The organism is Labilibaculum antarcticum (assembly GCF_002356295.1).
GTDB lineage: Bacteria > Bacteroidota > Bacteroidia > Bacteroidales > Marinifilaceae > Labilibaculum > Labilibaculum antarcticum.
In genome coordinates, this window is sequence record NZ_AP018042.1 from 3919152 (window position 1) to 3945849 (window position 26698).

Below are 26698 nucleotides of genomic sequence, written 5' to 3' on the forward strand. Positions count from 1 at the left end.
CCAAACCCCTAAAGGGGCTTATAAAAAAAGGAATATCTAATTTCCTGTAGTATACCTTTAGGGGTGAGGAAATGAAAATTAAAGCCGCAACATAAAGATAATGAACACACAAACTAGTCATCTTAAATAACTGAAATGAAACGAATTTATCAGATTGTTTTGAGCATGGTCGTGCTAACAGGAATGTTGGTAGGATGTCAAAATAAGCCAGCTACAAAAACTGTTGCTGAAGACGTAAAAGTTGAAAAACCTCTTGCATGGACCCGAAATGCAAACATCTACGAAGTAAATATTCGTCAGTACACGCCAGAAGGAACCATTAATGCATTTATTGAGCACATGCCTCGTTTAAAGGAAATGGGTGTGGATATTCTTTGGGTGATGCCAGTATTTCCTATCTCTGAGAAAAACAGAAAAGGAAGCATGGGGAGTTACTACGCTGTGGCAGATTATCGTGCGGTGAATCCTGAATTTGGAACCATGGATGATTTGAAAAACATGGTAGACAAAGCTCACGAAATGGGCATGCATGTTATTTTAGACTGGGTTGCAAACCATACAGGTTGGGATAATTTCCTGATTAACGAGCATCCTGAATATTATACCCGAAACGAAGAAGGAGAAGTAGTTATTCCTGAAGGAACAGACTGGTCGGATACTGCAGACTTGAACTACGAGAACAACGACATGCGTGAGTACATGATCGGTTCATTAAAATATTGGATTGAGAATGCTGATGTTGACGGATTCCGTTGCGATGTAGCAGGAATGGTTCCTACCGATTTTTGGGAGAAAGCACGCAAAGACTTAGATTCAATCAAGCCAGTATTTATGTTGGCTGAAGATGGCGGACACGAATTATTGGAGAATGCATTTGATATGGGTTATGGATGGGATTTCCATCACATCATGAATGATATTGCCAAAGGTGAAAAAAATGCGAATGATATTGAAGCTTTCTTTGCTAAGGTTGACACCATTTTTCCTGCTGATTCTTATACCATGAACTTTATTACCAACCACGACGAAAACTCTTGGAATGGTACCGTTAAGGAAAGAATGGGAGAGGCTGGAAATACTTTTGCAGTATTGACTTTTACCATGCCTGGAATGCCATTGATCTATAGCGGACAGGAAGCAGGAATGGCAAAGAGATTAAAATTCTTTGAGAAAGATACGATTGACTGGAGTAATAAAACATTAGAGCCTTTTTACAAGCAATTACTTAGCTTAAAAAGCAATAATAAGGCATTACAGAACGGAATTAAAGGGGGTGAGATTGTTCGAATTCCTTCCGATAAGAACGAAGAAGTATATGCTTTTGCCCGTGAGGCAGAAGGCGATAAAGTTCTTGTGGTATTGAATCTTACTGCCGATACTCAGGAAATAACTCTCTCATCGGAAGCCTTAGCAGGAGACTATAAAGACTACTTTAGCAAGGAAGAGACTACATTAAGCTCAGAAGAGAAAATGTCGTTAAAGCCTTGGGAGTACAAAGTGTATACTGCACAGTAATTTTATAAAAGATATAATTGTGTAGTGCCGATATACAAATTGTAAGGAATTGGGAGCGAAGCGAAGAATTTATTTTTACAATTTGATAATCGGTATTAAATAAGTAAAACCGATTTCCGATGTTTCGGAAAACAGATATTCCAGCGAAAAGCCGTTCATATGAGCGGCTTTTCCAATTTAGTGCGATTCTTAAAGCAGTACCCCATAAACCCGGGTCTACTCTATGAACTTTGTCAGCCCCTTGCTTTTCCGTTACATCATATTGGCTTTCTCGGAGACAAGCTGTACCAATTTAGGCAATCAAAAATTTGTTTGGAGACAGGCTGGCGCAACTCAGGCAATCAAAAAATAGTTTGGAGATAGGCTGGAGCAAAACGTACAGTGCCCGGAGATTGTGATGCCGGAACGCTGCCCCTATAAATGTCATTTACACATTTTGGGAGATCGTGTCGATTTGAATTTTAGCTGATGCTGTTTTGCTTGAGCACATCCATTACCATGCTTTTGTAATTTCGGCCTATTGGGATGTGCTTTTGTTCGATCTGAACAATGCTTGACGTAAAACTTTCAATTTTATCTATTGCAATAATAAATGATCGGTGGATTCTTAGGAAATTAGTCTCCGGCAGTTTTTCTTCAATGTTACTAATGGTATTCAGTGTAACAATTTCTTGCTCATTTGCCAGATAAATGCTTACATAGTTCCTCAGACTTTCGATGTAAAGTATTTCATGCAAAAAGACTTTTACCATTTTCTTTTCTGATTTTACAAAAATAAAAGTTTGATCGGTGCTATTGTGTTCCTTCTTTTCAGGAATCTGATAATCGTGTTTTTTGAGCTTGAAATATCTGTTTACAGCTTTAATAAAGCGTTCAAATGGAATCGGTTTAATTAAATAATCCAAGGCTTCTAAATCGTAACTTTCCAATGCATATTCCGAATAGGCAGTGGTGAAAATTACTGTTGGAGGATTGGAAATATTCCGGAGCAATTGAATACCCGTTAATCCAGGCATTTGAATGTCCAGAAAAAGCAAATCTATTTTCTTGTTGTTTAAAACGGATAAAGCCTCAACTGCGCTATTGCATCTTCCTTCCAATTGCAAATAGTCAATTCTTTTGATATACTCTTCCATTACATCAAGAGCAAGATCTTCATCATCAACTAGTAAACACTTTACTTTCATATGATTATATTTTTAAGTTTTTGCCATATGTAATTTACCATACTGGGATAATCATTTCCCTGTGTGTCAAAATCGCTTTGACATGGACGTTTCATAGCAATTTCAAATTTAAATGGACATTGTACGATTCCTCAGTATGATTAATTTTAAGCTCGTGTTTTTCAGGATAGATTAAAGATAATCTCCTTTTTACATTTTGCAAACCAATGCCACCAGCTACCGAATCTTGATTGGAGCTTACTTTCGGAATGCTATTTTCAATTTTCAGTACCAGTTTGTTTGCTTTAACTCCAAGTTCGATTGTGATCCATGCATTTTTATCCAATCCTTTGGCGCTGTGTTTAAAGCTGTTCTCAATAAATGGCAAAATGATCATTGGAGCAATGAGATTGCTGTCTAAATCGCCCCAAATATTCAAACTTACATCAATGCGATCTCCATATCTTATTTTTTCCAAGTCCATATAGCTCTTGATACTATCTACTTCTTTGCGTACATCTACCTGAGTTGTATTTGTTTCGTAAAGCATGTATCGTAGCAAATCCGATAGTTTTAGAATCACATCAAGTGATTGATCAGACTTTTTTAATATCAGGGAATACAAACTGTTTAAAGTATTAAAGAGAAAATGAGGTTGAACCTGATTTTTTAGAAATATCAGTTCCGCTTCCAGTTTTTCTTTGGCCAGAATCTGTTCGTTTTGCTGAATTTTTGCTAAATATTCCATCAGTTTTACTGTCATGGGTAAGGCGAGTACAGCTCCTAAATTAACAGCGCTTCGAACTATTTGGGAGAAAGAAAATGTAGGTGCTTTTTGCCATTTAGGGAAAAATAAATCAACAATAATCAGATTATCGGTTATGCGTTGAAGAACGGCCGTAAAACTGATAAGTGCAAGGAGACAAAAAAGGAATTGCCAAATTTTCCCTTTGTATAGAAACATAGGGTACAAAGCATATATCACAGCATAAACCAATAGTATTTTAACAGGTAGATTGATTAATTCAACTTTTACCGTTTTGATATAATTGGCATCGAATGTACCCCAGGCATAAGCAAAGAAAAGGACAAAGATGATCCAGTAAGTAAGATGCTGAACAAGTCTGTTGTTTACGATTTTGGACAGCCAACTATTTTCCGGGGCAATGATTTTCATATCCTAAAGATAAATATTCCTAAACTACATATGTAAGGCATTTTCAGGCATTTTGCAAATATGTAGTAAGTAGATAAGTAGTTTTGGATATAAAACAAGTTCGTTACTACCAACTACTATTTGTAAGGGATGTTTGTGTACAAGTAAGCTTTTCGGTAATCTGTACAAATAGTAATGCTGTTTGTGATATTTATTTGCATATTTCTCAGTGGATTAGTTACTTGAGTTTAAATCAAATTTAAGGAAATGAAAAATATAATTTTGCTAGCCTTTATCTTGTGTGGCCTCATAGCCAATTCGCAAAACAAATCAGGAGAACTCACTGTTATTCATAAATATCTTGAATTTCAATCGCAAAATATTAGCGAAAGAACAGTTGAGGTATTGTTGCCTCCAAATTACGATGAGAATGAAAAGTACCCTGTTTTGTATATGAACGACGGACAAATGCTTTTCGATGCAAATACAACCTGGAATCATCAGGAATGGGGTGTTGATGAGGTGGTGGGAGATTTGATTCAAAACGAAAAAATTAGACCGGTAATAGTTGTTGGTGTATGGTTTGACAATAGATCCGCCGAATACATGCCGGCAAAACCAAAGGAGAAATTGAAGCTGGCTACTCTTCCCGATTATTTTAAAGGGGAAATTGTTTCAGATCAATACCTAAAATTTTTGGTTGAAGAATTGAAACCTTTTGTTGATCAAAAATACAATACTCTGACTGGTCCAGAGGATACTTTTATTTTGGGATCGAGCATGGGAGGATTAATCAGTTGTTATGCAATTTCTGAATATCCATCTGTGTTTGGAGGGGCTGTGTGCATGTCTACTCACTGGCCCGCACTGGATGGTGTATTTTTGGATTACGTGGAGGTAAATTTACCTGATCCTGAATCACACAAAATCTATTTCGATCATGGGACAGCAACTTTAGATTCCCTTTATCAGCCATATCAGGAAAAGGTAGATGTAATGATGAAAAAAAGAGGATACAAGCAAGATCAAAACTGGATGACAAGAAAATTTGAAGGTGCTGAGCACAATGAAAATGCTTGGCGTGATCGATTACACATTCCATTGGAATTTATGTTGGGGAAAAAGAAATAAGTACAAACTATACATATCAAATAGATAAAAATATGAAAAGATTACTATTGATCGTATTGACGATACTTCTCGTAGGAAGTAGTTCGGTATATGCAAAATACAAAATTGATCATTTGGAACCGGCATTTTGGTGGACCGGCATGAAGAATACGAATCTGCAATTGTTAGTTCATGGTGAGAATATTGCCGATTTAAAGCCTGAGTTAAATTATACAGGTGTCAGCATCATGAAGGTCAGTCGAGTGTCTAATACAAATTATCTGTTTGTTGATTTAAAATTGAGTGAAAGTGCAAAAGCAGGAAGTTTTGATATCTTGTTTAAGAAAGGAACAAAAACCATCTTAAAATACGAGTATCAGCTTTTGGAGCGAAAAGCAGGTTCTGCTGAGCGATTAAGTTATACCCCTGCTGATGTTATGTATTTGATTACACCCGATCGTTTTGCCAATGGAAATAAGGCTAACGATAGTGTAGAAGGATTACGGGAAGGTTTGGATCGTGAATCCAAAAATGGTCGTCATGGTGGAGATATTCAGGGAATGATTGATCATTTGGATTACATTTCTGATATGGGATTTACTTCCATTTGGTCGACTCCATTATTGGAAAATAAGCAAATCAATTCTTACCATGGGTATGCAATAACCGACTATTATAAAATTGACCCACGAATTGGAACGAACGAGGATTATCGTAGATTATCGAAATTAGCAAAGGAAAACGGAATCGGAATCATTATGGATGTGGTATTGAACCACTGTGGTTCGGGGCACTGGTGGATGAAAGACCTACCTTCTAAGGATTGGATCAATAACGAAGGGGATTTTACAAGCTGTACACACAAACGAACCACAGTTCAGGATAAATATGCATCAAAAGAGGATTTAAAACAGTTTTCCGATGGATGGTTTGTGAAAGGCATGCCCGATTTGAATCAACGCAACGAGTTCATGGCGAAATACTTGATTCAAAATACCATTTGGTGGATAGAATATGCCGACTTATATGGACTTCGAGTGGATACTTATCCTTATTCAGATTCTAAATTTTTGACTGAGTGGACTGGCAGATTATTGGAAGAATATCCGAACCTAAATATTGTTGGCGAGGAGTGGAGTCTTAATCCTGCCATCATATCCTATTGGCAAAAAGGAAAAGTAAATAAGAATGGCTATGTTTCCTACCTTCCAAGTTTAATGGATTTTCCCTTACAAAATGCATTGGTTGAAGGATTAACCCAGGAAGATACCTGGGGGACAGGATTAATCAAATTGTATGAGATGTTGGTAAATGATGTTCAATATCCAGATCCAAATAATTTGGTCATTTTTCCTGATAACCATGATATGCCTCGAATTTTTAATCAGCTGAATAAAGACTATGATTTGTATCGAATGGCAATGACTTACTTTCTTACGATGAGAGGAATTCCTCAAATTTATTACGGAACAGAGATTTTGGCAAACAGCGATGCAGGTGGTGATCACGGATTGTTGCGCATGGATTTTCCCGGCGGATGGGAAGGCGATGAAGTGAATGCTTTTACCGGAAAAGGTCTTGGTACACAAGAAAAGGAAGCTCAGTATTTTTTAAAGAAATTATTGAATTGGAGAAAGACCAGCACTGTTATTCATGAAGGTAAATTAATGCACTATGCACCTGAACTCGGAATATACAGCTATTTCCGATATACCGATAAAGGAAAAGTGATGGTGATTTTGAATAAGAATACCGAATCGGTTCACGTAGAAACAGAGCGATATCATGAAATGCTTAGCAATCATACAGCAGCAAAAGACATTATCACAGGCAAAATATTTCAGCTGAATGAGGGCATTGAAGTTCCGGCCCGATCGGCAATGATTTTGGAGATAAAGTAAGAGTAAATTAGAATTAGTTAATGGCCCTGGATAGCTTCCGGGGCTTTTTTTATGCTGGCTTGTCTTGTGGCAACAAGGATGACCCCGCTGGTTTCGAGATCTTAAAGACTAACTTTTATTGCGGTAAAAAGTAATGTATAGGCAAATGACCATACAATTTGAGAGATGAGTAAATACAGATAGCTGATTTTCCGATGTCCGTAATATTTGGTGTTTAAAAAAACACCAATAGGAATGGAAAAGAGTACTGGGGTAAGGATCGCAATACCTGCAAGTCCATACTTGTCTTTAAAATAGACCAAGCGTCTGTTTCGTTTGTTGAATTTTTTTCTGATTTTCTTTTTTGACTTGATCAGACCTGACCCATAAGTATTCAATAGTTTGATTAGACCTTTGGAAACCAAAGCAGAGATCAGGATGCCAAAGAATCCACCAATATTTGTGTATAAGATGGTTTCATAAAACGACATATGAAAAACATAGACAGCAACGGGAAAGGTTGCTGCAAATTTCCAGGTGCTCGAAAGAATAATTAGGAGTACTTTCATCGGAAGATTATAATAGTAAAGTATTTTGGGTACAAAGTATAAGAGTTTAAATGTCAGGATTGAGAGTTGTAACTTTTAAGAATACATGATCTCTCAATTTTAAGCGGTATTTCAATTTATAGTTTAATGGATTTGTATTTGCTTGGATTTTAATGTGTGAATATTTCGCAAGTTATGAAATTAACCACGGGGAAAGTCTTTTTTTCGTAACTTTACAGCGATAAAGAAGGATTTTCGTTGAAAAACTTACTCTTGTAATGGATAAAAAAATAAGTTTTTGGGCACCTCTCGATAATGCGGCAAAAATATTTCCAGCCATACGCACAAAAGAACATTCTACAGTGGCACGAATTACCGCAGTTCTTAAAGAGCGGGTTTCCATTAAACACCTTTTTTCGGCGATTGAACTGGCTGAAAAAAGATTCCCTTATTTTAAAGTGAGTCTGCGAAAAGGATTTTTCTGGTATTACCTGGAGCAGATTGATGATCCCATTAAAGTGACAAGCGATAATGGTCGACTCTGTAAGGCTTTCGACAGGAAGGATTCAAACAAACTTCTTTTTCGCATTTTGGTTCGTAACAACGAAATTACTGTTGAATTTTCTCACATTCTTACCGATGGAGCTGGCTTGCTGCAATTTCTTAAAGCCATACTGATTTACTATTTTAATGAAAAAGGAATGATTTCTGCGGAGCAAATAGATCCGTTTTATACCAGCAAAGCAAGTCCCGAAGAATTCGAAGATGCCTACAACCGATACTTCAAAGAGAAAATACCGCATGTAATCAGTCAGCCAAAAGCTTTTCATTTGCCTTTTGATTTAAATTCCAAACCCCGTTTTGATGTGCTTTTGGCAATGATTTCAACCAAAGATCTGAAGACGAGAGCAAGCGAAAAATCGGTTAGTATCACTGTCTTTCTGGTGGCCATTTACCTCTTGGTGCTTCAGGATATTTTTCATGAATGCAAGGCCAAAGGAAAGAGAGTTCGTCGTAAATTTGCCAGAATTCAGGTTCCGATAGATTTGCGGAACATCTACCCAACCAAAACCATGCGAAACTTTTCACTCTTTGTTTTGCCGGAACTGGATTTCAGGTTAGGGATTTACTCCTTTGATGAAATCGTGAACCTTGTGCATCATAAGATGCAACTGGAGACCGATGAAAAGCTCATCAGTAAAATTATATCGCGTAATGTTGGTGGCGAACGAAATGTTTTTGTGAGAAGTATTCCTATTCTGTTAAAGAGTCTTATTTTGCATGCCAAGTACTATGCCGAAGGCACCAACCAATTCAGTGGAGTGGTAACTAATTTGGGAAATACGCGTGTGCCCGATGCCATAGCCGATCAGATAAACTATTTTGTATTAACACCGCCGCCACCCAATAAAAAAGTGAAGATAAATTGCGGAGTGATTGGATACAAAGACAAACTGGTTATGAGCTTTGGGAACATTACCAATTCAAAGGAGTTTGAACGTCGGTTTTTGCGATTTCTTGTAGAGCAAAATGTGAAGGTTAAAATTTTAAATACATGTCATGAACAGCGAGATGAATTACTGTAATAAATGTGGAGTTGAACTGGATGTCAATATGAATTTTTGTCCCTTGTGCGGTTTATCTACTGGTGAAAACCCTGATGGGGCAGCGCCTTCCAAATCCGCACAAAGCATTGAGAAGGATATGGTTATTGATGACTACGGAAGTCTGACCAAAGTACAAAGACAGAAATTGTTCTGGGAATTGTCTTGTATAATCCTTGTGTCGGTGATTTTGGTTACGCTTATTATTAATCTTCTTTTGGATAAAAGCATAACGTGGTCGAGATACAGCATAGCGGGATGCCTTACATTATTGGCCAATATTAGCATTTTAACTTTTTGGCGACACAAAAAAACGCTCTTAATTTGGGGCAGCTTTATATCAACAGCCGTATTTCTGGTGTTGTTGGATTTATTTAGTACAAATATTGGGTGGGGAATCAATCTTGGTATTCCTATACTAACATCATTTTATGCGTTGTTGTTACTAGTTATTTGGTTAATTCGCATTTCGAAACAACGGGGGTTTAATATTTTGGCGATTGTATTTGTGGCCATTGGTTTGTTCTCGGTTTGTATCGAAGGATTTATTTCGCTCTATTTTGCGAATCATTTTCATTTTAGGTGGAGTATCATCGTTGCCATTTCGATTTTACCTATTTCGGCCCTTTTATTTTTTGTTCATTACCGATTGAAAAAGGGTGTTGATTTAAAAAGATTCTTTCACATTTAAAACCATGCGAACAGTTCGCTCCAAAGATCCCTCATGAGGACAAAATAGAGCAAAAAGCTTCCGATCCAACCATGGGCAATGCCTATGGCCCAAAGGTTTCTCCATTTAAAGTAAGCCAGCAAAAATACGGCTTCCATGGCAAAAGTAAAAATCATTAAAAAGTAACTTGTATAGTGCACGAGACCAAAAAGAACTGAGATCAAAAAAATGAGCACATACTTATTGATGCTGGGTTTTGTCAATGAAATCAGATTATTGGTAATCAGTCCGAGCATTAAATATTGTTGCATAATTCCCCAAATGGGATACAGGCAAATAATTGGCAGAATGTGCCAGGTAAATATCAGGGAATTATTGTAGTAAGCATAAATCAGGGAAACCGAAATACTAAGCACAACAAGGGGAAGCAGAAAGGCCATAGAGCGTTTAAAATTAGCTCTTGTAAAACCCCAGTGTTTCAATACTTCCCTATTGGTAGAATATCTGGAAAGAATATAAACGCCCCAGAAAATGCAGATGCCTGCAATATAAATGGCCCGCATCTGCAACCAGTCCATCAGGATGTATTTTAGGATACCGGTTAGGACTGCGGCAATCAATTCTATACGAGGGTAATTCGTAATTTTTAAGATTTTATTTGTTGACCTGATCAATAATGCCATTTTTAGTAATAAGTGAGAATGGCGAGTGAAAAAAATACGGTCTAATGCCGATGGAATAAATAGGAAGTTATATTGTACATGGTGAAATGTAGCCCGCTAATTTATCCAATCGGTATAATACCTGCATAAACAGTTTTTAATAATCCTCTTTTGGTTTTCGTGGCAGCACCTCTTCAGGGAATGGAAACAGAATGGTCGAATTCTTTTCCGAAGCAATATTGGCAAGGGTTTGATATAGTCTCAATTTAATGGCCGATGGCGATTTGTCAATGAGTAATCCAGCGGCAAGTAAACTTTCTGCAGCCTGTTCTTCTGCTGTTGCCAGAATAATTCGTGCTCTTCTTGATCGTTCGGCTTCGGCCTGATTAGCCATCATTCGTCGCATATTTTCGGGCAGCTGAATGTCTTTAATCTTTACATCGATAATTATAATTCCCCAAACTGCAGTTTCTTGCTCCACAATCTTTTTGATATTTTTCCCCATTTCCTCCCGTTTCGATAAAATAGTGTCCAGTTCCACCTTACCACACACATCGCGTAAAGCGGCCTGTGCCAACTGGGTGATGGCAAAAGTGTACTCTTCCACCTCTAAAACTGCCTTTTCGGGATCGTTGATCTTAAAAAATACCACGCCATCGATGCTGCATGGAACGTTATCTTCCGTCATTACTTCCTGAGAGTCGATATTGATGGTGATCACCCGAATATCAACAATGCTAATGGTTTCAACAATTGGAATGATCCACCTGAAACCCGGTTTTAATATTTTAATGTATTTTCCGAAGCGGAATTTCAAGGCTCTTTTGTATTCGAAAATAATACGGACTCCGGCCAACAAGAAAAAAACAACAGCGACAAATAAAAATAGTAGAGCGTTCATGTTTTTGGTTTTTAGAGGTTGTGTGTGAATTAAAAAATAAAATTGAGAGAGTTATACAAAAGAATAGTGACGGTCCATTTTATTCTCTGCAGAAGGGTGTTCGATTAAATTTACGAAATTATTAAGGGGCAAACAACAAGGACAGGTGCTGTTCAAGTATTATTTATTGCCGATTTATTGTAGAGCTAAGTTTTACCAAAATTTTAATTGATGATACACATAAGAATAAGGACAGAAATTATGGGGGTGAACGAATATCGAATTTACTGAGGAATACCTGATTAAAACAATACAAAAGCGATTAACTTTGTTCTCTGAATTGAGCGAAATTTGATTACGTATAAAGAATAGCAAAATGTATAAGTATTTGTTTGGACCAGTTCCCTCAAGAAGACTGGGAGTCTCTTTAGGTGTTGATTTAGTTCCGAAAAAAGTATGTTCGATAGACTGTGTTTATTGCGAAGTTGGTAAAACCACTAAACTATCGGTTACCCGGGAAGACTATATCTCATCGGATAAAATAAAGACTGAATTAGAGCATTATTTTAAGAACAATCCGCAGCCAGATTACATTACAATTACAGCCTCGGGAGAACCAACCTTAAATTCAAATTTGGGCGAAATAATTCGGTTCGTAAAGCAAACAAAACCTGAGGTTTCTGTTGCTTTAATAACAAATGGAACTCTCTTGCATGATTCGAAGGTAAGAGAGGCCATAAAGGATGTGGATCTTGTACTTCCTTCTCTTGATGCTGGCACCGAAGAGGCTTTTAGAAGAATTAACCGTCCGCACAAAGACTTGGATTTTAAACAATACATTCAAGGATTAATTGATTTCGGAAAGGAATTTACAGGCAAAATTTGGTTGGAAGTATTTATTCTGCCAGGTTACAACGACAGTGAAAAGGAGCTGAGCGAGCTTAAAAAGTTGATTTTAAAAATCAGACATGATTCGGTACAGCTAAACACATTGGATCGCCCGGGAACAATAGCAAATTTAAGAGGTGCAACACAAGATGAACTGCAACAAGTGATCGATTTCTGGAAACTGGATCATGTTGAAATCATCGCGAAAGCGAAACAAGGAAATAATGAGCAAGGCTCTCGGAAGGATACGGAAAATGCTATTTTGGAAACCGTATCGCGCAGACCATGCACTCTTGAGGATTTAACGACCATATTGGGCATGTGTGACTATGAAGTCAGTAAATGTTTGGATGCATTGGTCGAAAAAAACTTAATTGAAACAATAGAACAAGAAAGAGGGGTTTTTTATCAATCGAAAGAGGGAGAATAAAAGGTCCTGTTCAAATATCTAATAAGCTCCCGCAATTATTTGTGGGAGCTTTTTTGTGGATATTGCTATAAAACCAGACTAATATTGGTGTTTTTACTGATTAAATATAGTTTTCCTCTCTTTATTCATGCTAAAAAGAGTATATTTTTGTACTTTCGTAAAATTTTTTATTTGAACAACCATTGCATAACGATTAAACAATTATGGCTAAGATTATTAATGACGTTTCGAGAACCTTTAGTGAGTATTTAATAATTCCTGGACTAACTACGGTCGATTGTACTCCTGATAAAGTAAGTCTGACGACACCTTTGGTTCGGTTTAAAAAAGGAGAATCTTCAAATATCAATTTAAAAACACCTTTTGTTTCGGCTATTATGCAATCTGTTTCCGACGACGGAATGGCAATTGCTTTGGCAAAAGAAGGTGGTGTATCGTTTGTCTTTGGTTCTCAATCCATCGAACAACAGACAGGAATGGTTCAAAGAGTAAAGAAACACAAGGCTGGTTTTGTTGAAAGTCGTGCTAACATTACTCCAGAGCAAACTTTAGAGGATATTTTAAATTTGAAAGAAAAAACGGGTTTCTCAACAATAGGAGTAACTGATGATGGTACTTCAAATGGGAAATTTTTAGGAATTATTACCGGGCGCGATTATCGTACCAGTAAAGATAGTTTGAATAAAAAAGTGAAAGATATTATGAGACCCTTGGATGAACTTGCTGTTGGTAAGCTTGGGATTTCTTTAACGGAAGCAAATGATATCATTTGGGAGCATAAATTAAATACACTTCCAATTGTCGATAAGAATCAAAATTTGAAATATTTTGTATTCAGAAAAGATTACGATAATCACAAAGAGAATCACAATGAATTGTTAGATGATCATAAAAGACTAATTGTAGGCGCAGGGATCAATACCCGTGACTTTAAAGAACGCGTGCCTGCCTTGGTTGAAGCTGGTGTTGATGTGTTGTGTATCGATTCATCGGATGGGTTTTCTGAGTGGCAGCAAATTACAATTCAGTGGGTAAAAGAACATTACAAGGGTAAAGTAGCAATTGGTGCTGGTAATGTTGTTGATAAAGAAGGTTTCTTTTATTTAGCTGAAGCTGGAGCCGATTTTATTAAAGTTGGAGTAGGCGGAGGATCTATTTGTATCACTAGAGAGCAAAAAGGAATTGGTAGAGGTCAGGCTACTGCTATAATCGAAGTCGCACAAGCTCGCAATGAGTATTTCGAAAAAACAGGAGATTACATTCCAATTTGTTCAGATGGTGGTATCGTACAGGATTATCACATGACTCTTGCATTATCGATGGGAGCCGATTTTTTGATGATGGGAAGGTATTTTGCCCGTTTTGATGAGAGTCCAACAAGAAAAGTTTTGATTGGAAGCAGTTACGTAAAAGAATATTGGGGCGAAGGTTCGAACAGAGCAAGAAACTGGCAACGTTATGATATGGGTGGTAACAACAGCCTTAAGTTTGAAGAAGGTGTAGATAGTTACGTTCCTTATGCAGGTAGTTTAAAAGACAACTTAGAGATTACCACAGGTAAAATTAAGTCTACCATGTGCAGTTGTGGTGTAACTACTATTGCTGAATTACAAGCTGAAGCAAAAATTACTTTGGTTTCATCTACAAGTATTATTGAAGGTGGTGCTCATGATGTAATTGTTAAAGACTCAAAGAACTAAACAATTTAAATTCAAATATATTTCAAGACCAAGCTTCAGGCTTGGTCTTTTTTCATTTTATCTTTTATTAGGAACTAATCCGAGAAGTAAAAATCAGTATTCTAAGATCATTTAATAGAAATTAATAGATTTGTAGCTTTTTAAATAAGGTTTTAACAATTTAGGAACTGATTCATTCTTTCAGTTGCTATTTGTAATAAGTATACCATCAAAAAAGAAATAAATAATGCAAACAAGCAAACTCAATACTCAAGATATATTGCCTCTTACCTGCTCACGAACTGGAAATTGCTGCTTTGGAAAACTTGTACTGCTTAATCCATGGGAGTTGGTTAGTCTTGCCAGAGAGAAAAAAATTACCACAAGGGAGTTTCGTGATCTTTATTGTGAGTACGGAGGAATTCGCTTGCGTTTTAACGGAAAAATAGGATGGAAAGAGCAGCAAGCTTGCTCTCAATATATTGATAATTTTGGATGCAGCGTGCACTTGGGGCGACCCTTGGCTTGTCGTTTATATCCGCTAGGTCGTCAGTTACAAAGTGAAAAGGTTCACTATATGTATCAAGGAGATGAATTTCCTTGTTTGGAAGCATGCCCTGAAGTTTTAGAATTACCTCATTTGGGTGTTGGTGACTATCTAAAAGGGCAGATGACAGATCAATTCGAAAAGGCTCAAGATGGATATTTAGAGTTAATGCAAAATATTGCTGATATGGCATTTGAGCTTCTGCTTGATACTGGCTTGGCTGAATCGGGAGATAAGGAAACATTGCCAGTATGGCGAAAAATGAGCAATGAACTTCCCGAAGTATTGGTAGATAGGATAGGGCATGAGTGGATCGATTGTTTGATGATTCCAGAGATTTCTGATGATGATTCGATCGCATTTGTTGAAAAGCATAATGAATTGCTTCAATTAAAAATACAAGAAGAATTTGGAAGCTCACAAACAACGCAAGAATTTCATGAAGCTTCTGTTTTAGTAATGGGATTGGCCTTACATCTTGCTCGAGGTTTGGGTGCAAATCCTAAAGACCTTGCTGAACTTTGGATCGCTACGGCAAAGAGTTATGGAGCTCAGGAATAGTATTTTACTACTTTGAAACAAAATAAAGACCATCGGTCTTAGAAGTTGGGCACATTAAAATGATATAAAAGCACGGAAGGATAAATTTTAAACAGCTTCTAAGTAGTAAGCTGAATAGTTTCAGGAATTACAAGTTACTCCTGCAGATTTGTAATCTCTGATTCTCTTATTAATGGAATTCTATTTCGTAGAGGCGATCCAATATAACGATCTTCAATTTATTATGCCGCATAATTGCTATATCCTCGCAGAAGACCTCAGCGTTTCCTCCAAGAATTTGGTTCAATAAAGACAAACCCATCTAGTAAACTCCCAAGCTCCCGATTTTAAACCTGAGGGGCTTATTGTAAGTGAGGCTCTTAGTGAATGCAACAATTGATACACTCAAGGCAAGTGAGAGTGCCAAAGATTCATAAATTTTATATCCTGATTTAAATATACTAAACACGAATCAGTAATTAAATGCTTAATTTAGGATTGTGGAGTTTTGGTCTGCATACCCTGTAAAGAAGTTGTTATCACCTGTCAAAAAATCCTTAATCAAATAGTTTATGGATAAGTTGAATAGAATAAAAAGTAGTATTGATTCCATCGTTTCATTAACAGATGAGGAATTCTTGATATTCTCTGATTATCTGAAAGTGAAAACAATTAATAAAAGTGAACTCTTTTTACAAGAAGGACAAGTGTGTGATTTTATTGGGTTTGTAAATTTTGGGGTTTTGATTTATTTCAAAACCATAGAAAATGGCAATGAAGTAACAACTGATTTTGCTTTTGATGGCGATTGGGTAACCATCAACGAAAGCCGTTTGAGTAATTTGCCATCATTAATCAATATCAAGGCCATCGAAAACTCTGAATTGTTAATGATTAAACAGCAGGATTTATCCAATCTATATACTAAAATCCCAAAATTGGAACGCTTGGGTCGAATATTAATGGAACAATCATTTGTGAAGATTGCCCGGCAGAGTATCGATTTGCAAGTGCTTTCGGCAAAGGAGCGCTACGAAAGCTTATTGGGCAATCATCCTGAAATCTTTCAAAAAGTGCCACTTTACCATATTGCCAATTATCTGGGAGTTGCTCCAAAGTCCTTAAGTCGAATTCGCAAAGAGTTTTTTCAGTAAATCAATTTGGTAACAAATGCGGAGGAATCTTAGCTTCTCATATGCCGATATTTGCATCGTAAACTTTAATACTTTATGATATGAAAAAGCAATTCTTTCTTTTTGTGGCAATGATCGTTTTTGCCTCAGTAGTTTCAGCTCAATCCGATGCAGTTGAAACAAGTTCTTTCCCAACAATTCTCAAATCTCAACCAGACAGCATAAGAACCCAACAAACGGTAGGTGTTGCCATCGATTTGCTTCCTCCAATTATGAGCGCCTCAACGGGTAATCTGGGTTACTCAGCGCAATTGTGGTATGGATATAAGAAATTTCGGGTTCGTGCTGTGTTTGCAGGGTTTCAGATGCCGGATAAATTGATGGGGGATGATGATTTTAAAGACTTAAAAATAACAGCCACCGCTTTGATTTTTGATTGTTTTAAAAATAACAACTTCGAGGGATGGTGGTTAGGAGCAGGGGTTGAGATGTGGGACAACACGATAAGCTCGAAAATTGATCACAAGACTTATGACTTTACAGATTATGTGGCCACGGCCGGAAGTGGTTATATTCTTAAGGTGTATAAAAACTTTTATATTGAACCTTGGGCTGCAGTGCACTACGTGTTAAACAACGAAAAGGTAGCTGTTGGTGCTTCCGAATACAAAAGCAAAAAGTTTCAAGGAGAGCTATCCCTGAAAATAGGTTGGCATTTTTAAATTGTGAGCATTGATGGAAACCAATTTCAGGCTTTGTGAGTACGGACAGGTTTGGCTGATTTTAGTATTTACGACTTGCATCCCTTATGTAAGTCTCTTGTATCTCAGTTTTTTTATTTGTTTTTTTTAAAAGAGGTTTATTTACAGAAAGATTCTAATTGAATACATAGTTGTACATATTTACTATCTTTAGAAAGGGTATTTCTAAAGATATTTTTGTGTGAGAAGAATATAAATAGTGGCAACTTTAAAAAATCGTAATGAATAAAGAATTTGATGATATTCAACTGGAAATTAGAAAATTCGTAGCTCCGGAATACATTTTCGGAATCGATTCAAGAGTTTACGTGGGTTTATATTGTCAAAAGCTTGGCGGACGGAAAGTTTTGTTAGTTACCGATAGCGTAATTTTAAAAACACAATGGTTATTGGAGGCAGAAGATAAGTTGAAGAAAGCTGACATTGATTATGTGATTTTCTCCAATGTTTCTCCTAATCCCAGAGATTACGAAGTAATGGAAGGCGCACAAGTGTATCTTCAGAACAAGTGTAATATGATTCTGGCAATTGGTGGCGGGAGTGTTATCGATTGTGCGAAAGGAATTGGGATCATTGCTAACAACAATGGTCATATCAGAGATTTTGAAGGAGTAGACAAAATATACAAACCCATGCCTCCCTTAGTGTGTATTCCTACCACAGGAGGAACCTCAGCCGATGTCTCGCAATTCGCAATCATCAATAATTACGAAGAGAAATATAAGATGGCCATTATTAGTAAGGCAACTGTACCTGATGTGGCTCTTATTGATCCCTATGTATTGACAAGTATGGACAAGTATTTAAGCGCATGTACCGGAATGGATGCCCTTTCTCATGCCTTCGAGGCGTTTGTATCTAATGCAAGTTCAGCATTTACCGATTTATATGCACTAGAGGCAATCCGACTGCTCGATAAAAATTTACTGCATTCAATACAAGAACCAAACAATTTGCAGGCAAGAGGAAAAGTAATGTTGGCAAGTCTTTATGCAGGATTGGCATTTTCAAATGCCAGTTTGGGATGCATACATTCTATGGCTCATAGTTTGGGTGGGTATTTAGATTTACCACATGGTGAGTGCAATGCCATATTATTACCTCATGTGGTAAATTATAATTTTGATGTTGCCAAAGATAGATATAAAAAGATAGCCGAAACTCTTCAGTTGCCATCGGTTGGGATTAATAATCAGGAAAATAAAAAATCGCTGATGAACTACCTTTTTCAAATGAATAAAACATTAGGTGTTGATAAAACCCTTCAGGAAAAGGGGGTAAGTTTAGATATAATTTCAGTTTTGGCGAACAAAGCAATTAATGATCCGTGTAATGCAACCAATCCACGACCTCCGGTAAAAAAAGATTTGGAAGTGGTTTATAAAGATGCTTTATAATATGGAAGATAAATGGATTAATGATCGAAATAAAATAATAGGTCTTGGTGAGAATTCACATAGGAAAAGTTATTATCCAGAGTTACAAAATAAAATTGAAGAGCTGGAAGCTTCACGGCAGAATCTGGATACCATTATTAACAGCACCAGCGATGGAATCATCATTCATGATATTTCGGGTAAGATTTTATTTTTAAACAAGCCTGCTGAATTATTGTTGAATGCTGAATTGGGTGATAACCTAACGGTAATGGATATATCTGCTGCCCAAAAATATATAAATAGTCTGCCTGATATTTGGAACAAAGTAAGAAATAACAAGCCGCAAACCATAGAATGGATTGTTTTACAAAATAAAACTAAAAAAGAAATACCTGTTCAAGTTTCTATCAATAATACTTTCTGGAATGGCTTACATGTTTTTGTAGCTGTTATTCGCGATTTTACGGTGCGCAAAGAGTACGAAGAAATGTTGCTGGAAGCTAAAAAAAAGGCAGAAGAAAGTGATCACTTAAAAACAGCTTTTTTACAAAATATGTCTCATGAAATTCGAACCCCAATGAATTCCATTGTTGGGTTTTCAGAATTACTTGGCGATTCGGATTTATTACCTGAAAAACGTAAAAAATTTACATCCATAATTGTAAATAGTGCAAATCAGCTTCTCTCGATCGTAAACGACATACTTACCATTTATACCTTACAAACAAATCAGGATCAGGCTCATATAGAATCAATAAATATCAATCAGGTTTTATCAGATTTATTGATTATTTACGAAAAACAGGCGTTTTCCCGCCATTTATCAATTCAGCTTCATCAAGCACTATCCGATCAGGAATCAGCCATATATACTGATAAAACTAAATTGATTCAAATAGTTACGAATTTACTGAACAATGCTTTTAAGTTTGTGCATGAAGGAGGTATTGAGTTTGGATATCGGCTAATAAACAAGGATCTGGTTTTTTATGTAACTGATAGTGGTATTGGTATACCGAAAGAGATGCACTCCTTAATATTCGACCGGTTTATGCAAGCAAGTGATTTTGTGAAGTTCAATTATGGTGGGAATGGATTAGGCTTAGCTATTGCAAAAGAATTCGTTGAATTGTTAGGAGGTAAAATTTGGGTAGAATCTGATGTAAACAAAGGCTCAACATTCTATTTTACCATTAAGTACCTCCCTGTAAAGTAAGTGTTCGTAAAAAACTGCCAATAAATACCAACGAATTGATATAGAAAAGTACTCTGAATTTATATCCTAATAAAATGGATTGTGATTGATTAAGGGAGAAATCGTGTTTTAAAATCGAGATCCAATAATTCCGTAAGCTCTACAACTAAAATACATTGTTTAAACCCTCAGCTCGGTTTTTTTTGTTTCAGTACCACTCTTGGTTAGTATCGGAATGACAATAACTAAAAAGAAATTTAATACCCACAGTGAAAAGAACCAGACTAAACCAAACGAATGAAACAGGCTTTTTACAAGCCTGGGAATTGTATGAGGATGCTTTCCCAAAAGAGGAACGCAGGGAGCTTGATTTGCAGCAAAAAATCATACAGAATGTAAATTATCATTTCGATATTGTAAGCGATAATGGAGTTTTTGTGGGTTTTATATTATGGTGGCAATTTGCTGGACTGAGGTATATTGAACATTTGGCCACACTGATTGAATATAGGGGCAAAGGATATGGTAAATGCATTGTTGAGCAGTTTCTTTCGCAAGCTAGTGAAGCTATAATACTAGAGGTGGAACTGCCCAATTGTGATACCAGCAAGCGGCGAATTGCTTTTTACGAACGCTTGGGATTTACCCTAAATAGGGACGACTACCGACAACTTCCCATGCGAAAAAATGGAGTTCCCATACAAATGCTTTTAATGACTTATCCTAATGGGTTAACAGAAACTAGTCTGACTCTTTTCAAAGAAAGCTTTCGGGAAATGTGCTATGTTCCATATTTTGAATAGCTAAAGCATACGAAAGCTATTGATATAGAAAATCTCCTTTAGTAGAAGTTAGTTGTGCATTAATTAAAAAGGATTGTATAAAACGAAAAGAAGAAATGAGATGAAGAAAAAAATATTTATTTTCCTATTTGACGGATTTTCCGATTGGGAAATATCTTTCCTCACACCAGAGCTGAATAAGAGTGAAAAATTTGATTTAGTATTTTTCTCAAAAAATGGAGGTGTAGTCTCATCAATGGGAGGATTACAAATTAATACAGTTAACTCACTTTCAGAATTAATTATTGACGATTTAGATCTGCTGATTCTGCCAGGTGGAACAGCATGGGAAAAAGGAGAGAATGAAGAGATAAGCCAATTTACCAAAGATATTTTCGAAATAGGAAAACCAATTGCTGCAATTTGCGCTGCAACTGCTTATCTGGGACAATTAGGATTGTTGGATGATGTGAAGCACACCAGTAATGATTTAAATTATTTAAAAGGAGTGGCTCCGAAATATAATGGGGAGAAGAATTATTTAAGCTCGCTGGCAGTAACTGACCAGAATATGATTACAGCTAATGGAATTGCTCCAATTGAATTTGCAAAAGAAATTTTTAAGAAAATGGAATTGTATAATGACATTGACCTTGAGAAATGGTTTCAATTGTTTAAAAATGGGATTTGGAGTGAATAATAGATTGTACAGTTGTTAATCCATAGGTTTAAGCTGTTTTTAACTCTTGTGTAACTTGACTGACATGAAGCCCGCAACCGGCTACTCTTAGAACAAAAGAGCTTGCTTTTCTTACCAAATATGGATTTTCATTGCAATGGGGGAAACTTATTTAAACTCAAACAGCAATAAAGTGTTACGTTTTATTGCTGTTTGATTTAAATCTAAAGGGAAAATTATACTTTCTTCTTCTTTAGATCGTCAGGATCGGTGTTTGTATGTTCTACCTGATAAGACGGAATGTGCTTAACATGTTTACCTGATTTGACTTTTTTTGGCTGTTTGTTTCCAGATGCTCCCATTTTAGATCTCCTTTTTAATTAAACAAAATAAATTAATTTTGAGTCGTGTTCGGTTATAAATCATAGCTGGACTGCTCGATTTACTACGTCACAAAAAGTGAGCCATACTGCTAAATGTGGCATAAAGTCAGATAATGATGCCAAAATAACAATACAATGTCACTATTCTTTGAGACGTGATATTTTTCAACATGTATTTATCAAAACAAAATTAGTATTTGTTGTGGTACAAGAAAAAGTTATCCTGGGTGTTACATAGTTTAAACAATAGTAGAATATTAAAAAACAGTTGGCTAAAGCCAAACTGCAATAGATGAAATTGCAAAGTATTTGTTGATGAAAGCTGAACATCTATCGCTTTACTTGTAAGCAACTGATTACAAGAAATTTTAAAATTGGCTTTAGCCACATAAATATATTCGATGAGTCGAGAAGAGTTTTAGCAAGTTCTTCTTATTCTAAATTCATTTATTAATCCTGTATTTTTTAACTGCTGTCTTACTTGGTAAGCACTGACTGCGGTATTCCTATTTGATACTCTCAAGGTGGTTTTTTTATTTTACATCTGCTAATTGCTAAATACTGAAAGCGTCGGAGACCTGTAAGAGTTTTAGCAATTTTGGTTTATTTAGAACTATTCTCAGAATCTAAAATCAGTTTTCTAAATAATGTTTTGTTAATTTTAAAAAACGAAAGGATAAAATACTTTTACGTTACACAAACAAATGTCACACTTTATAGATTTAGACGGAATTTTAGAAAAACTAGTGTTATTGCAGCACTTTAGCTATGGAAGTGAGCGGTATTGTAGTGATAGATTAATAGGCAGTATTGAAGATCAAGGAGGATATGAAGAAGATAATTATTGGGGGTGGACGAAAAGTCTTGTTAGTAATTATATTTTGGAATGTTCTATCAAATTGAGAGTAATTCAAGATACTTTTAATGTCAATTATAGTATAATACAAGACTCCAATACTGGCAAGGATATCAACCTGAATTTATTTGATCAGAAAGCATGCAATAAATTGATCATTGGTGAAATTATAAAAGGTAATTTCAAACTTAACTTAAGAGAATCTTGTAATAAAATTATTCATGCTGTAAATGTCAAACCTTTATGGGCAAAGAGTTCAAATAATGGAATAGAATATCAATACTGGAATGGGAAAATCCAATTGACGGGAGCTCATGGTAAATCTAAATGGCTAATGATATTAGATGTAGCTCAATGGGCGCGAGCGTATGAAAATTTTATTGAACTACTTGAAGGGACTGATCACTATCTTGGACAAGATTTTACCGGTCTAGAAAAAAACAGTTAATTACTGGCTACAACAACTAAGCGTTCAACAAAAGTTAAAATTAATGGGCGGTGACGCTCAACTTGATAATGAAACAAAAACAATAAACGCAAGCGGTTTTGATAAGGCGGTAGTTGTAGGTCACCCACAAATTTTAGCAAAACCGTTGTAAATAATAAAAAAAAGTTCCAGTATCTGTTTAAAAAAGTTGATGCAACTTGAAAATTTGGACAATTGGAATTTTAACTATTATAAAAAAATGAAAATATCTAGAATAGAAATTAATGGTTATAAAATACTAAAACAAAACTTAGTTGAAATGAACGATTTTCAACTATTTCCTCAAGGGAGTCAGATTTTAGGACTAATTGGTTCAAATGGCAGTGGAAAAACTACTTTTTGCTCAATGATTGCAAGGGTTTTCCAATCTATTTCAACTAGATCGAAGCTAGAATTTGATATATCAATTGAATTTGAATATAAATCAAGTAAGCGAGTATTAAAATGTGTAGATAATTACGTTTGGCTGGCTGTCGATGGTGAAACTATCTATGATTTCAAGTTAGGCTCACGACTTAAGTATGAAGATAAGATAATACATAATGAAAGAGTTATTTCTTTTTGGAATGGGAAATTTATCCTTTCAACGTTTGAAACATGTGGTGAATACCCAAATGAAAAACCTTCAAATTATCTTGGAGACGATCCAATTTTAAAGTATGATGTGGCTTCAATTTATGGTAAAAATATTTTTGGATATCCATCTATAACGGAAGGAATTATTAGATTTTTGAAGAGTGATGAAAAACAGTCAATTGCAGGTTCGTTCCTTGAGAGGATGGGATTTCGTTTGTCTGGTGAAGTGGATATTAAAATCGTACGTTCAATTACTGATGGGTATTGGGATAGCTCGCTGGAATCTGCAGAATCTATATTATATAAAAAAATTAAAAATGATAATAGATTAGAATTTACCTCTGAACCTCAGATATTAGATACTCCTACAACATTAGAGATTTGTAAAGACTACTCTGGATATATTGGGAAACAAATATTCTTGAATGGGTTTCGATTAATTAAAGAAGATGTTGATTTAGGATTTGATGACCTAAGTTCTGGTGAGAAATTTCTAATTATTCGATATATTTCCATATTGTCGGGTATAGAAAATGATTCAATTATTGTAGTTGAAGAGCCTGAAAATCATTTAAATCCCAAATGGCGAGAATTGGTAATCCCTGCCTTACATAAAGTAGCAACTGCTTACAATTCAATCTTAATATTTACAACGCATGACTACAGAATAATTAGATATTTACATAACGATTGTGTCTTAAATGTTACAAATGGAGTAATTAATAAAATTGACACTCAAATTCTTCTTTGTGATGAATATGATTTTGAAGCAATTGGCGAAAAAACAATCTCTTTTATTTATAGTGATTTAATTGAGGTTTACCATAAATTAAACCGATTTGAAAAAGCGCAATTGATAAACTCAATGTGTAATGTTGAAGAAAAAATGAAATTGAGAAAAACGTATTTAACAGACGATGAGACTCATTAGGAATTCAAAAGCATTTGATAAAGTCGCAATTATTCGCATATATATATTTGAGAATATTCTGTCCCTGATTGCTAACGGAAACTCTTTAGACTTTTCGTCTAATATGTATATGGAACGGATTTTAGCTTTACGGGTTAAAAAAGAATTTTTAATCCAACTAGTTTCACTTATTTCAAAAAAAGATGCGAGAAGAGGGCTACGTGTATCAGCGGTACAAAATGGTCGGATACATCAAAATATATTTTCAGTCAATAAATTTCAGGTATCGGTCAGCGTTACTAATTTAGCCGAATTTATTTATGATAATATTTTGTTTTATCCAACATATTGGAAGGAAATAGATGAATCAGGGTTTAGTAAAATGAAACTAAAAGAACAATTGTTTAAAAACCAAGGTAATTGTATATGTCCATATTGTGACTCTGATGAAGATCTAACTTTATTAAACTTTGAAATAGATCATTTATTACCGAAATCCGAGTTCCCAATGCTTTACCTTAATGAAAAGAATTTATTCCCTTGCTGTCAAGCATGCAACAATCAGCATTATGGAAAAGGCAATCGTTTTCTAAACCAATATTATAATTTATATAAAACAGAAATTGGTTTGAAAGTTCACTTTGATTTGAAAAAGGAACTTAAAATTAGTGGACTTGATAATGTTTCAAATGATTTCATCAAACTTATTCAGCTTGAAACTCGACATAATAAGGAACTATTTGCGAATAAAGTACAAAAATTGGCGAAGAAAATTAGGAAAGATTTAAAAATAAATATCAAGAATCGAACTTATTTAGATTATGAGGCTCCTCACTACTATTTAATAAAAGAACTATATGAAAAATATTCTATAGAAATACTAGAGTATGGTAGGATAGATAATCCTATATAGACCACTCATTTTTACAGAATACAACAAGACCTAAGTACAATTCCTTCGGCACCTGTTAGCGCGAGCTTGTAGCTCGTGCTCTGCAAAGTAGAAAAAACAATAAAAAATTAAGTGTAAAAATAAGCTTATGGCATCCGATTATCATAACTGCAATTGCTATTTATGGTATCGGAACAGAAGAAAAAGAACTATTGATCTAATTTGCGGAACTTTTAGTAAAGAGAATGCTAGGAAATGAAGTTCCTAAAATGGATTTATTTTAAAAATATTGTAACGCTGTGGATTAATCTGCAGCTTTTTTTTGTTTTCTTCTTACAATATTTTACTAGTGAGTAGAACTGTCTCAGTAGCCTCAATTCCATTTGTAAAATTTTGAAGGGCACCCACAACATCCATTGCCCCGTGCTTTAGCTCGGGGTTTTGTGATTGTTTAAATTTGGTAGGGTACACCCAGCAAATATGGGCTATTAGGGGAATGTTGCAGCAGATATTTCCAATAGTCCAAGCTCTCAGCCTGGCCTTTTTTATTGTCCAGGCAAAAAGTTGTCTTATTCGGCATCAGTATGAGCCCACCAAACCAAAAGATGGCTTTTCTGAGAGTAGAATGAGTCCACCAAACCAAAAGATTGCTTTTCTGAGAGTAGAATGAGCTCACCAAGCAAAAAGATTGCTTTTTCTGAGAGTAGAATGAGCTCACCAAGCAAAAAGATTGCTTTTCTGAGAGTAGAATGAGCCCACCAAACCAAAAGATGGCTTATTATGCGTGGGGCAGTGAAAGACCAGAAGGCTTATTTTATTGTTTGCAGGTCTCCGAGAATTTTAAATTCCTACTTTTGCATTCATAATTTACGATTTCTATGAGATATTTTTTGATGTTGTTGGCTCTTGCTGTTGGTTGTTTGTTGCCTATTCAGGCAAGCATTAATGCCAAATTGGGTGCATTTTTAAAAGCGCCGCTAATGGCAGCTTTGGTCAATTTTATGGTGGGTAGTTTTATACTCTTGTTGGTCATTTTAGGAACCCGTACGCCAAATAACTTATTGCTGGCGGTAAAAGAGGCTCCAATATATGCATGGATAGGCGGTCTCATGGGTTGTATTTACGTTAGTTCCATAATTTTTCTTATACCTCGATTGGGAGCAGCCTTAAGCTTCGGTTTAATTGTGTGTGGTCAGTTGGTGTTCTCCTTGATACTGGATCATTTTGGAATGTTCGGAGTACCTGTTCAACCCATTAACTGGGGACGAATTGCCGGGGTTCTTCTAATTTTAGTCGGCGTATTGGTAATTCAGAAGTTTTAATCAATTAAGGATTTAACCACAAAGCCTTTCCACGAAGGAACACTAAGGATAATCGGAATCTTAAAATG

Annotated in this window: 24 protein-coding genes; 18 read left to right on the forward strand and 6 right to left on the reverse strand. The window is 35.7% G+C overall.

From position 1 onward, the window contains the following. Positions 1-135: 135 nt before the first annotated feature. Positions 136-1515 carry an alpha-amylase family glycosyl hydrolase gene (locus tag ALGA_RS15390; protein WP_096430612.1) on the forward strand — a complete coding sequence of 460 codons (1380 nt, stop codon included), beginning with the start codon at positions 136-138 and terminating at the stop codon, positions 1513-1515. Positions 1516-1976: 461 nt separating this feature from the next. On the opposite strand, the gene ALGA_RS15395 is transcribed toward ALGA_RS15390, so the two are convergent. Together ALGA_RS15395 and ALGA_RS15400 are read right to left on the reverse strand one after the other, a co-directional pair. Further along, positions 1977-2702, reverse strand: coding sequence for a LytR/AlgR family response regulator transcription factor (locus ALGA_RS15395; RefSeq protein ID WP_096430615.1), 726 nt, complete (start codon positions 2700-2702; stop codon positions 1977-1979). Between the two features lie 91 nt (positions 2703-2793). Further along, a complete protein-coding gene (locus ALGA_RS15400) occupies positions 2794-3858 on the reverse strand; it encodes a sensor histidine kinase (protein WP_096430617.1) in 1065 nt (354 codons plus the stop codon). 246 nt (positions 3859-4104) lie between these two features. On the opposite strand from ALGA_RS15400, the gene ALGA_RS15405 reads away from it, so the two are divergent. Together ALGA_RS15405 and ALGA_RS15410 are read left to right on the forward strand one after the other, a co-directional pair. Then, entirely contained in the window at positions 4105-4968 is an 864-nt protein-coding gene (locus tag ALGA_RS15405) for an alpha/beta hydrolase (protein ID WP_096430620.1), read from the forward strand. Between the two features lie 32 nt (positions 4969-5000). After that, a complete protein-coding gene (locus ALGA_RS15410) occupies positions 5001-6848 on the forward strand; it encodes a glycoside hydrolase family 13 protein (protein ID WP_096430622.1) in 1848 nt (615 codons plus the stop codon). Positions 6849-6949: 101 nt separating this feature from the next. On the opposite strand, the gene ALGA_RS15415 is transcribed toward ALGA_RS15410, so the two are convergent. Further along, positions 6950-7396 carry a hypothetical protein gene (locus tag ALGA_RS15415; protein WP_096430624.1) on the reverse strand — a complete coding sequence of 149 codons (447 nt, stop codon included), beginning with the start codon at positions 7394-7396 and terminating at the stop codon, positions 6950-6952. A gap of 257 nt (positions 7397-7653) precedes the next feature. Between ALGA_RS15415 and ALGA_RS15420 the strand changes: the two genes are divergently transcribed. After that, positions 7654-8961 (forward strand): hypothetical protein, encoded by a 1308-nt coding sequence (locus ALGA_RS15420; RefSeq protein ID WP_096430626.1) that lies wholly within the window; start codon positions 7654-7656, stop codon positions 8959-8961. Next, positions 8936-9670: a DUF6320 domain-containing protein gene (locus ALGA_RS15425; protein ID WP_145957648.1), complete on the forward strand. Its 735-nt coding sequence runs from the start codon at positions 8936-8938 to the stop codon at positions 9668-9670. Before ALGA_RS15420 ends, ALGA_RS15425 begins: the two co-directional genes overlap by 26 nt. Here the strand turns inward: ALGA_RS15425 and ALGA_RS15430 are convergent. Continuing rightward, entirely contained in the window at positions 9667-10332 is a 666-nt protein-coding gene (locus ALGA_RS15430) for a CPBP family glutamic-type intramembrane protease (protein WP_096430630.1), read from the reverse strand. The two genes, ALGA_RS15425 and ALGA_RS15430, sit on opposite strands and share 4 nt — an antisense overlap. A 136-nt stretch (positions 10333-10468) precedes the next feature. Continuing rightward, positions 10469-11212, reverse strand: coding sequence for a slipin family protein (locus ALGA_RS15435; RefSeq protein WP_096430632.1), 744 nt, complete (start codon positions 11210-11212; stop codon positions 10469-10471). A 355-nt stretch (positions 11213-11567) separates the two neighbouring features. Between ALGA_RS15435 and ALGA_RS15440 the strand changes: the two genes are divergently transcribed. The 9 genes from ALGA_RS15440 to ALGA_RS15480 all read left to right on the forward strand — a co-directional run bounded on the left by ALGA_RS15440 (position 11568) and on the right by ALGA_RS15480 (position 21225). Beyond that, complete coding sequence (locus ALGA_RS15440; RefSeq protein ID WP_096430633.1) at positions 11568-12509, forward strand: radical SAM protein; 942 nt, start codon at positions 11568-11570, stop codon at positions 12507-12509. A gap of 203 nt (positions 12510-12712) precedes the next feature. Next, on the forward strand, positions 12713-14209 hold the full coding sequence (locus ALGA_RS15445; RefSeq protein WP_096430635.1) for an IMP dehydrogenase: 1497 nt from the start codon (positions 12713-12715) through the stop codon (positions 14207-14209). 226 nt (positions 14210-14435) lie between these two features. Further along, positions 14436-15296: a YkgJ family cysteine cluster protein gene (locus ALGA_RS15450; protein WP_096430637.1), complete on the forward strand. Its 861-nt coding sequence runs from the start codon at positions 14436-14438 to the stop codon at positions 15294-15296. A gap of 551 nt (positions 15297-15847) precedes the next feature. Continuing rightward, a complete protein-coding gene (locus ALGA_RS15455; RefSeq protein ID WP_096430639.1) occupies positions 15848-16429 on the forward strand; it encodes a Crp/Fnr family transcriptional regulator in 582 nt (193 codons plus the stop codon). Between the two features lie 80 nt (positions 16430-16509). Continuing rightward, complete coding sequence (locus ALGA_RS15460; RefSeq protein ID WP_096430641.1) at positions 16510-17130, forward strand: hypothetical protein; 621 nt, start codon at positions 16510-16512, stop codon at positions 17128-17130. A gap of 260 nt (positions 17131-17390) precedes the next feature. After that, a complete protein-coding gene (ercA, locus tag ALGA_RS15465; RefSeq protein WP_096430643.1) occupies positions 17391-18566 on the forward strand; it encodes an alcohol dehydrogenase-like regulatory protein ErcA in 1176 nt (391 codons plus the stop codon). Between the two features lies 1 nt (position 18567). Then, positions 18568-19764, forward strand: a complete 1197-nt coding sequence (locus ALGA_RS15470; protein WP_162845453.1) for a PAS domain-containing sensor histidine kinase — start codon at positions 18568-18570, stop codon at positions 19762-19764. Positions 19765-20012: 248 nt separating this feature from the next. Further along, on the forward strand, positions 20013-20546 hold the full coding sequence (locus ALGA_RS15475) for a GNAT family N-acetyltransferase (protein WP_162845454.1): 534 nt from the start codon (positions 20013-20015) through the stop codon (positions 20544-20546). A gap of 100 nt (positions 20547-20646) precedes the next feature. Continuing rightward, entirely contained in the window at positions 20647-21225 is a 579-nt protein-coding gene (locus ALGA_RS15480; RefSeq protein ID WP_096430649.1) for a DJ-1/PfpI family protein, read from the forward strand. Positions 21226-21440: 215 nt separating this feature from the next. Here the strand turns inward: ALGA_RS15480 and ALGA_RS23475 are convergent, their stop codons facing one another. After that, the gene (locus ALGA_RS23475) at positions 21441-21566 is read right to left on the reverse strand and encodes a hypothetical protein (RefSeq protein WP_262496402.1); all 126 of its coding nucleotides are present in this window, start codon (positions 21564-21566) and stop codon (positions 21441-21443) included. A 725-nt stretch (positions 21567-22291) separates the two neighbouring features. On the opposite strand from ALGA_RS23475, the gene ALGA_RS15485 reads away from it, so the two are divergent. From ALGA_RS15485 to ALGA_RS15505, 4 genes are all read left to right on the forward strand, one after another. Next, positions 22292-22891, forward strand: a complete 600-nt coding sequence (locus ALGA_RS15485; RefSeq protein WP_096430651.1) for a hypothetical protein — start codon at positions 22292-22294, stop codon at positions 22889-22891. A gap of 238 nt (positions 22892-23129) precedes the next feature. Continuing rightward, positions 23130-24437: an AAA family ATPase gene (locus ALGA_RS15490; RefSeq protein WP_162845455.1), complete on the forward strand. Its 1308-nt coding sequence runs from the start codon at positions 23130-23132 to the stop codon at positions 24435-24437. A 109-nt stretch (positions 24438-24546) separates the two neighbouring features. Next, a complete protein-coding gene (locus ALGA_RS15495; protein ID WP_162845456.1) occupies positions 24547-25329 on the forward strand; it encodes an HNH endonuclease in 783 nt (260 codons plus the stop codon). 857 nt (positions 25330-26186) lie between these two features. Continuing rightward, positions 26187-26630, forward strand: coding sequence for a DMT family transporter (locus ALGA_RS15505; RefSeq protein WP_096430659.1), 444 nt, complete (start codon positions 26187-26189; stop codon positions 26628-26630). The last annotated feature ends 68 nt before the right edge of the window (positions 26631-26698 follow it).

What these genes read in the sequence shown, in the direction of transcription:
- ALGA_RS15390 (WP_096430612.1), top strand. Translation starts at nt 136, where the DNA reads ATGAAACGAATTTATCAGATTGTTTTGAGCATGGTCGTGCTAACAGGA.
- ALGA_RS15395 (WP_096430615.1), bottom strand. Translation starts at nt 2,702, where the DNA reads ATGAAAGTAAAGTGTTTACTAGTTGATGATGAAGATCTTGCTCTTGAT.
- ALGA_RS15400 (WP_096430617.1), bottom strand. Translation starts at nt 3,858, where the DNA reads ATGAAAATCATTGCCCCGGAAAATAGTTGGCTGTCCAAAATCGTAAAC.
- ALGA_RS15405 (WP_096430620.1), top strand. Translation starts at nt 4,105, where the DNA reads ATGAAAAATATAATTTTGCTAGCCTTTATCTTGTGTGGCCTCATAGCC.
- ALGA_RS15410 (WP_096430622.1), top strand. Translation starts at nt 5,001, where the DNA reads ATGAAAAGATTACTATTGATCGTATTGACGATACTTCTCGTAGGAAGT.
- ALGA_RS15415 (WP_096430624.1), bottom strand. Translation starts at nt 7,396, where the DNA reads ATGAAAGTACTCCTAATTATTCTTTCGAGCACCTGGAAATTTGCAGCA.
- ALGA_RS15420 (WP_096430626.1), top strand. Translation starts at nt 7,654, where the DNA reads ATGGATAAAAAAATAAGTTTTTGGGCACCTCTCGATAATGCGGCAAAA.
- ALGA_RS15425 (WP_145957648.1), top strand. Translation starts at nt 8,936, where the DNA reads ATGAACAGCGAGATGAATTACTGTAATAAATGTGGAGTTGAACTGGAT.
- ALGA_RS15430 (WP_096430630.1), bottom strand. Translation starts at nt 10,332, where the DNA reads ATGGCATTATTGATCAGGTCAACAAATAAAATCTTAAAAATTACGAAT.
- ALGA_RS15435 (WP_096430632.1), bottom strand. Translation starts at nt 11,212, where the DNA reads ATGAACGCTCTACTATTTTTATTTGTCGCTGTTGTTTTTTTCTTGTTG.
- ALGA_RS15440 (WP_096430633.1), top strand. Translation starts at nt 11,568, where the DNA reads ATGTATAAGTATTTGTTTGGACCAGTTCCCTCAAGAAGACTGGGAGTC.
- ALGA_RS15445 (WP_096430635.1), top strand. Translation starts at nt 12,713, where the DNA reads ATGGCTAAGATTATTAATGACGTTTCGAGAACCTTTAGTGAGTATTTA.
- ALGA_RS15450 (WP_096430637.1), top strand. Translation starts at nt 14,436, where the DNA reads ATGCAAACAAGCAAACTCAATACTCAAGATATATTGCCTCTTACCTGC.
- ALGA_RS15455 (WP_096430639.1), top strand. Translation starts at nt 15,848, where the DNA reads ATGGATAAGTTGAATAGAATAAAAAGTAGTATTGATTCCATCGTTTCA.
- ALGA_RS15460 (WP_096430641.1), top strand. Translation starts at nt 16,510, where the DNA reads ATGAAAAAGCAATTCTTTCTTTTTGTGGCAATGATCGTTTTTGCCTCA.
- ercA (WP_096430643.1), top strand. Translation starts at nt 17,391, where the DNA reads ATGAATAAAGAATTTGATGATATTCAACTGGAAATTAGAAAATTCGTA.
- ALGA_RS15470 (WP_162845453.1), top strand. Translation starts at nt 18,568, where the DNA reads ATGGAAGATAAATGGATTAATGATCGAAATAAAATAATAGGTCTTGGT.
- ALGA_RS15480 (WP_096430649.1), top strand. Translation starts at nt 20,647, where the DNA reads ATGAAGAAAAAAATATTTATTTTCCTATTTGACGGATTTTCCGATTGG.
- ALGA_RS23475 (WP_262496402.1), bottom strand. Translation starts at nt 21,566, where the DNA reads ATGGGAGCATCTGGAAACAAACAGCCAAAAAAAGTCAAATCAGGTAAA.
- ALGA_RS15485 (WP_096430651.1), top strand. Translation starts at nt 22,292, where the DNA reads ATGTCACACTTTATAGATTTAGACGGAATTTTAGAAAAACTAGTGTTA.
- ALGA_RS15490 (WP_162845455.1), top strand. Translation starts at nt 23,130, where the DNA reads ATGAAAATATCTAGAATAGAAATTAATGGTTATAAAATACTAAAACAA.
- ALGA_RS15495 (WP_162845456.1), top strand. Translation starts at nt 24,547, where the DNA reads ATGGAACGGATTTTAGCTTTACGGGTTAAAAAAGAATTTTTAATCCAA.
- ALGA_RS15505 (WP_096430659.1), top strand. Translation starts at nt 26,187, where the DNA reads ATGAGATATTTTTTGATGTTGTTGGCTCTTGCTGTTGGTTGTTTGTTG.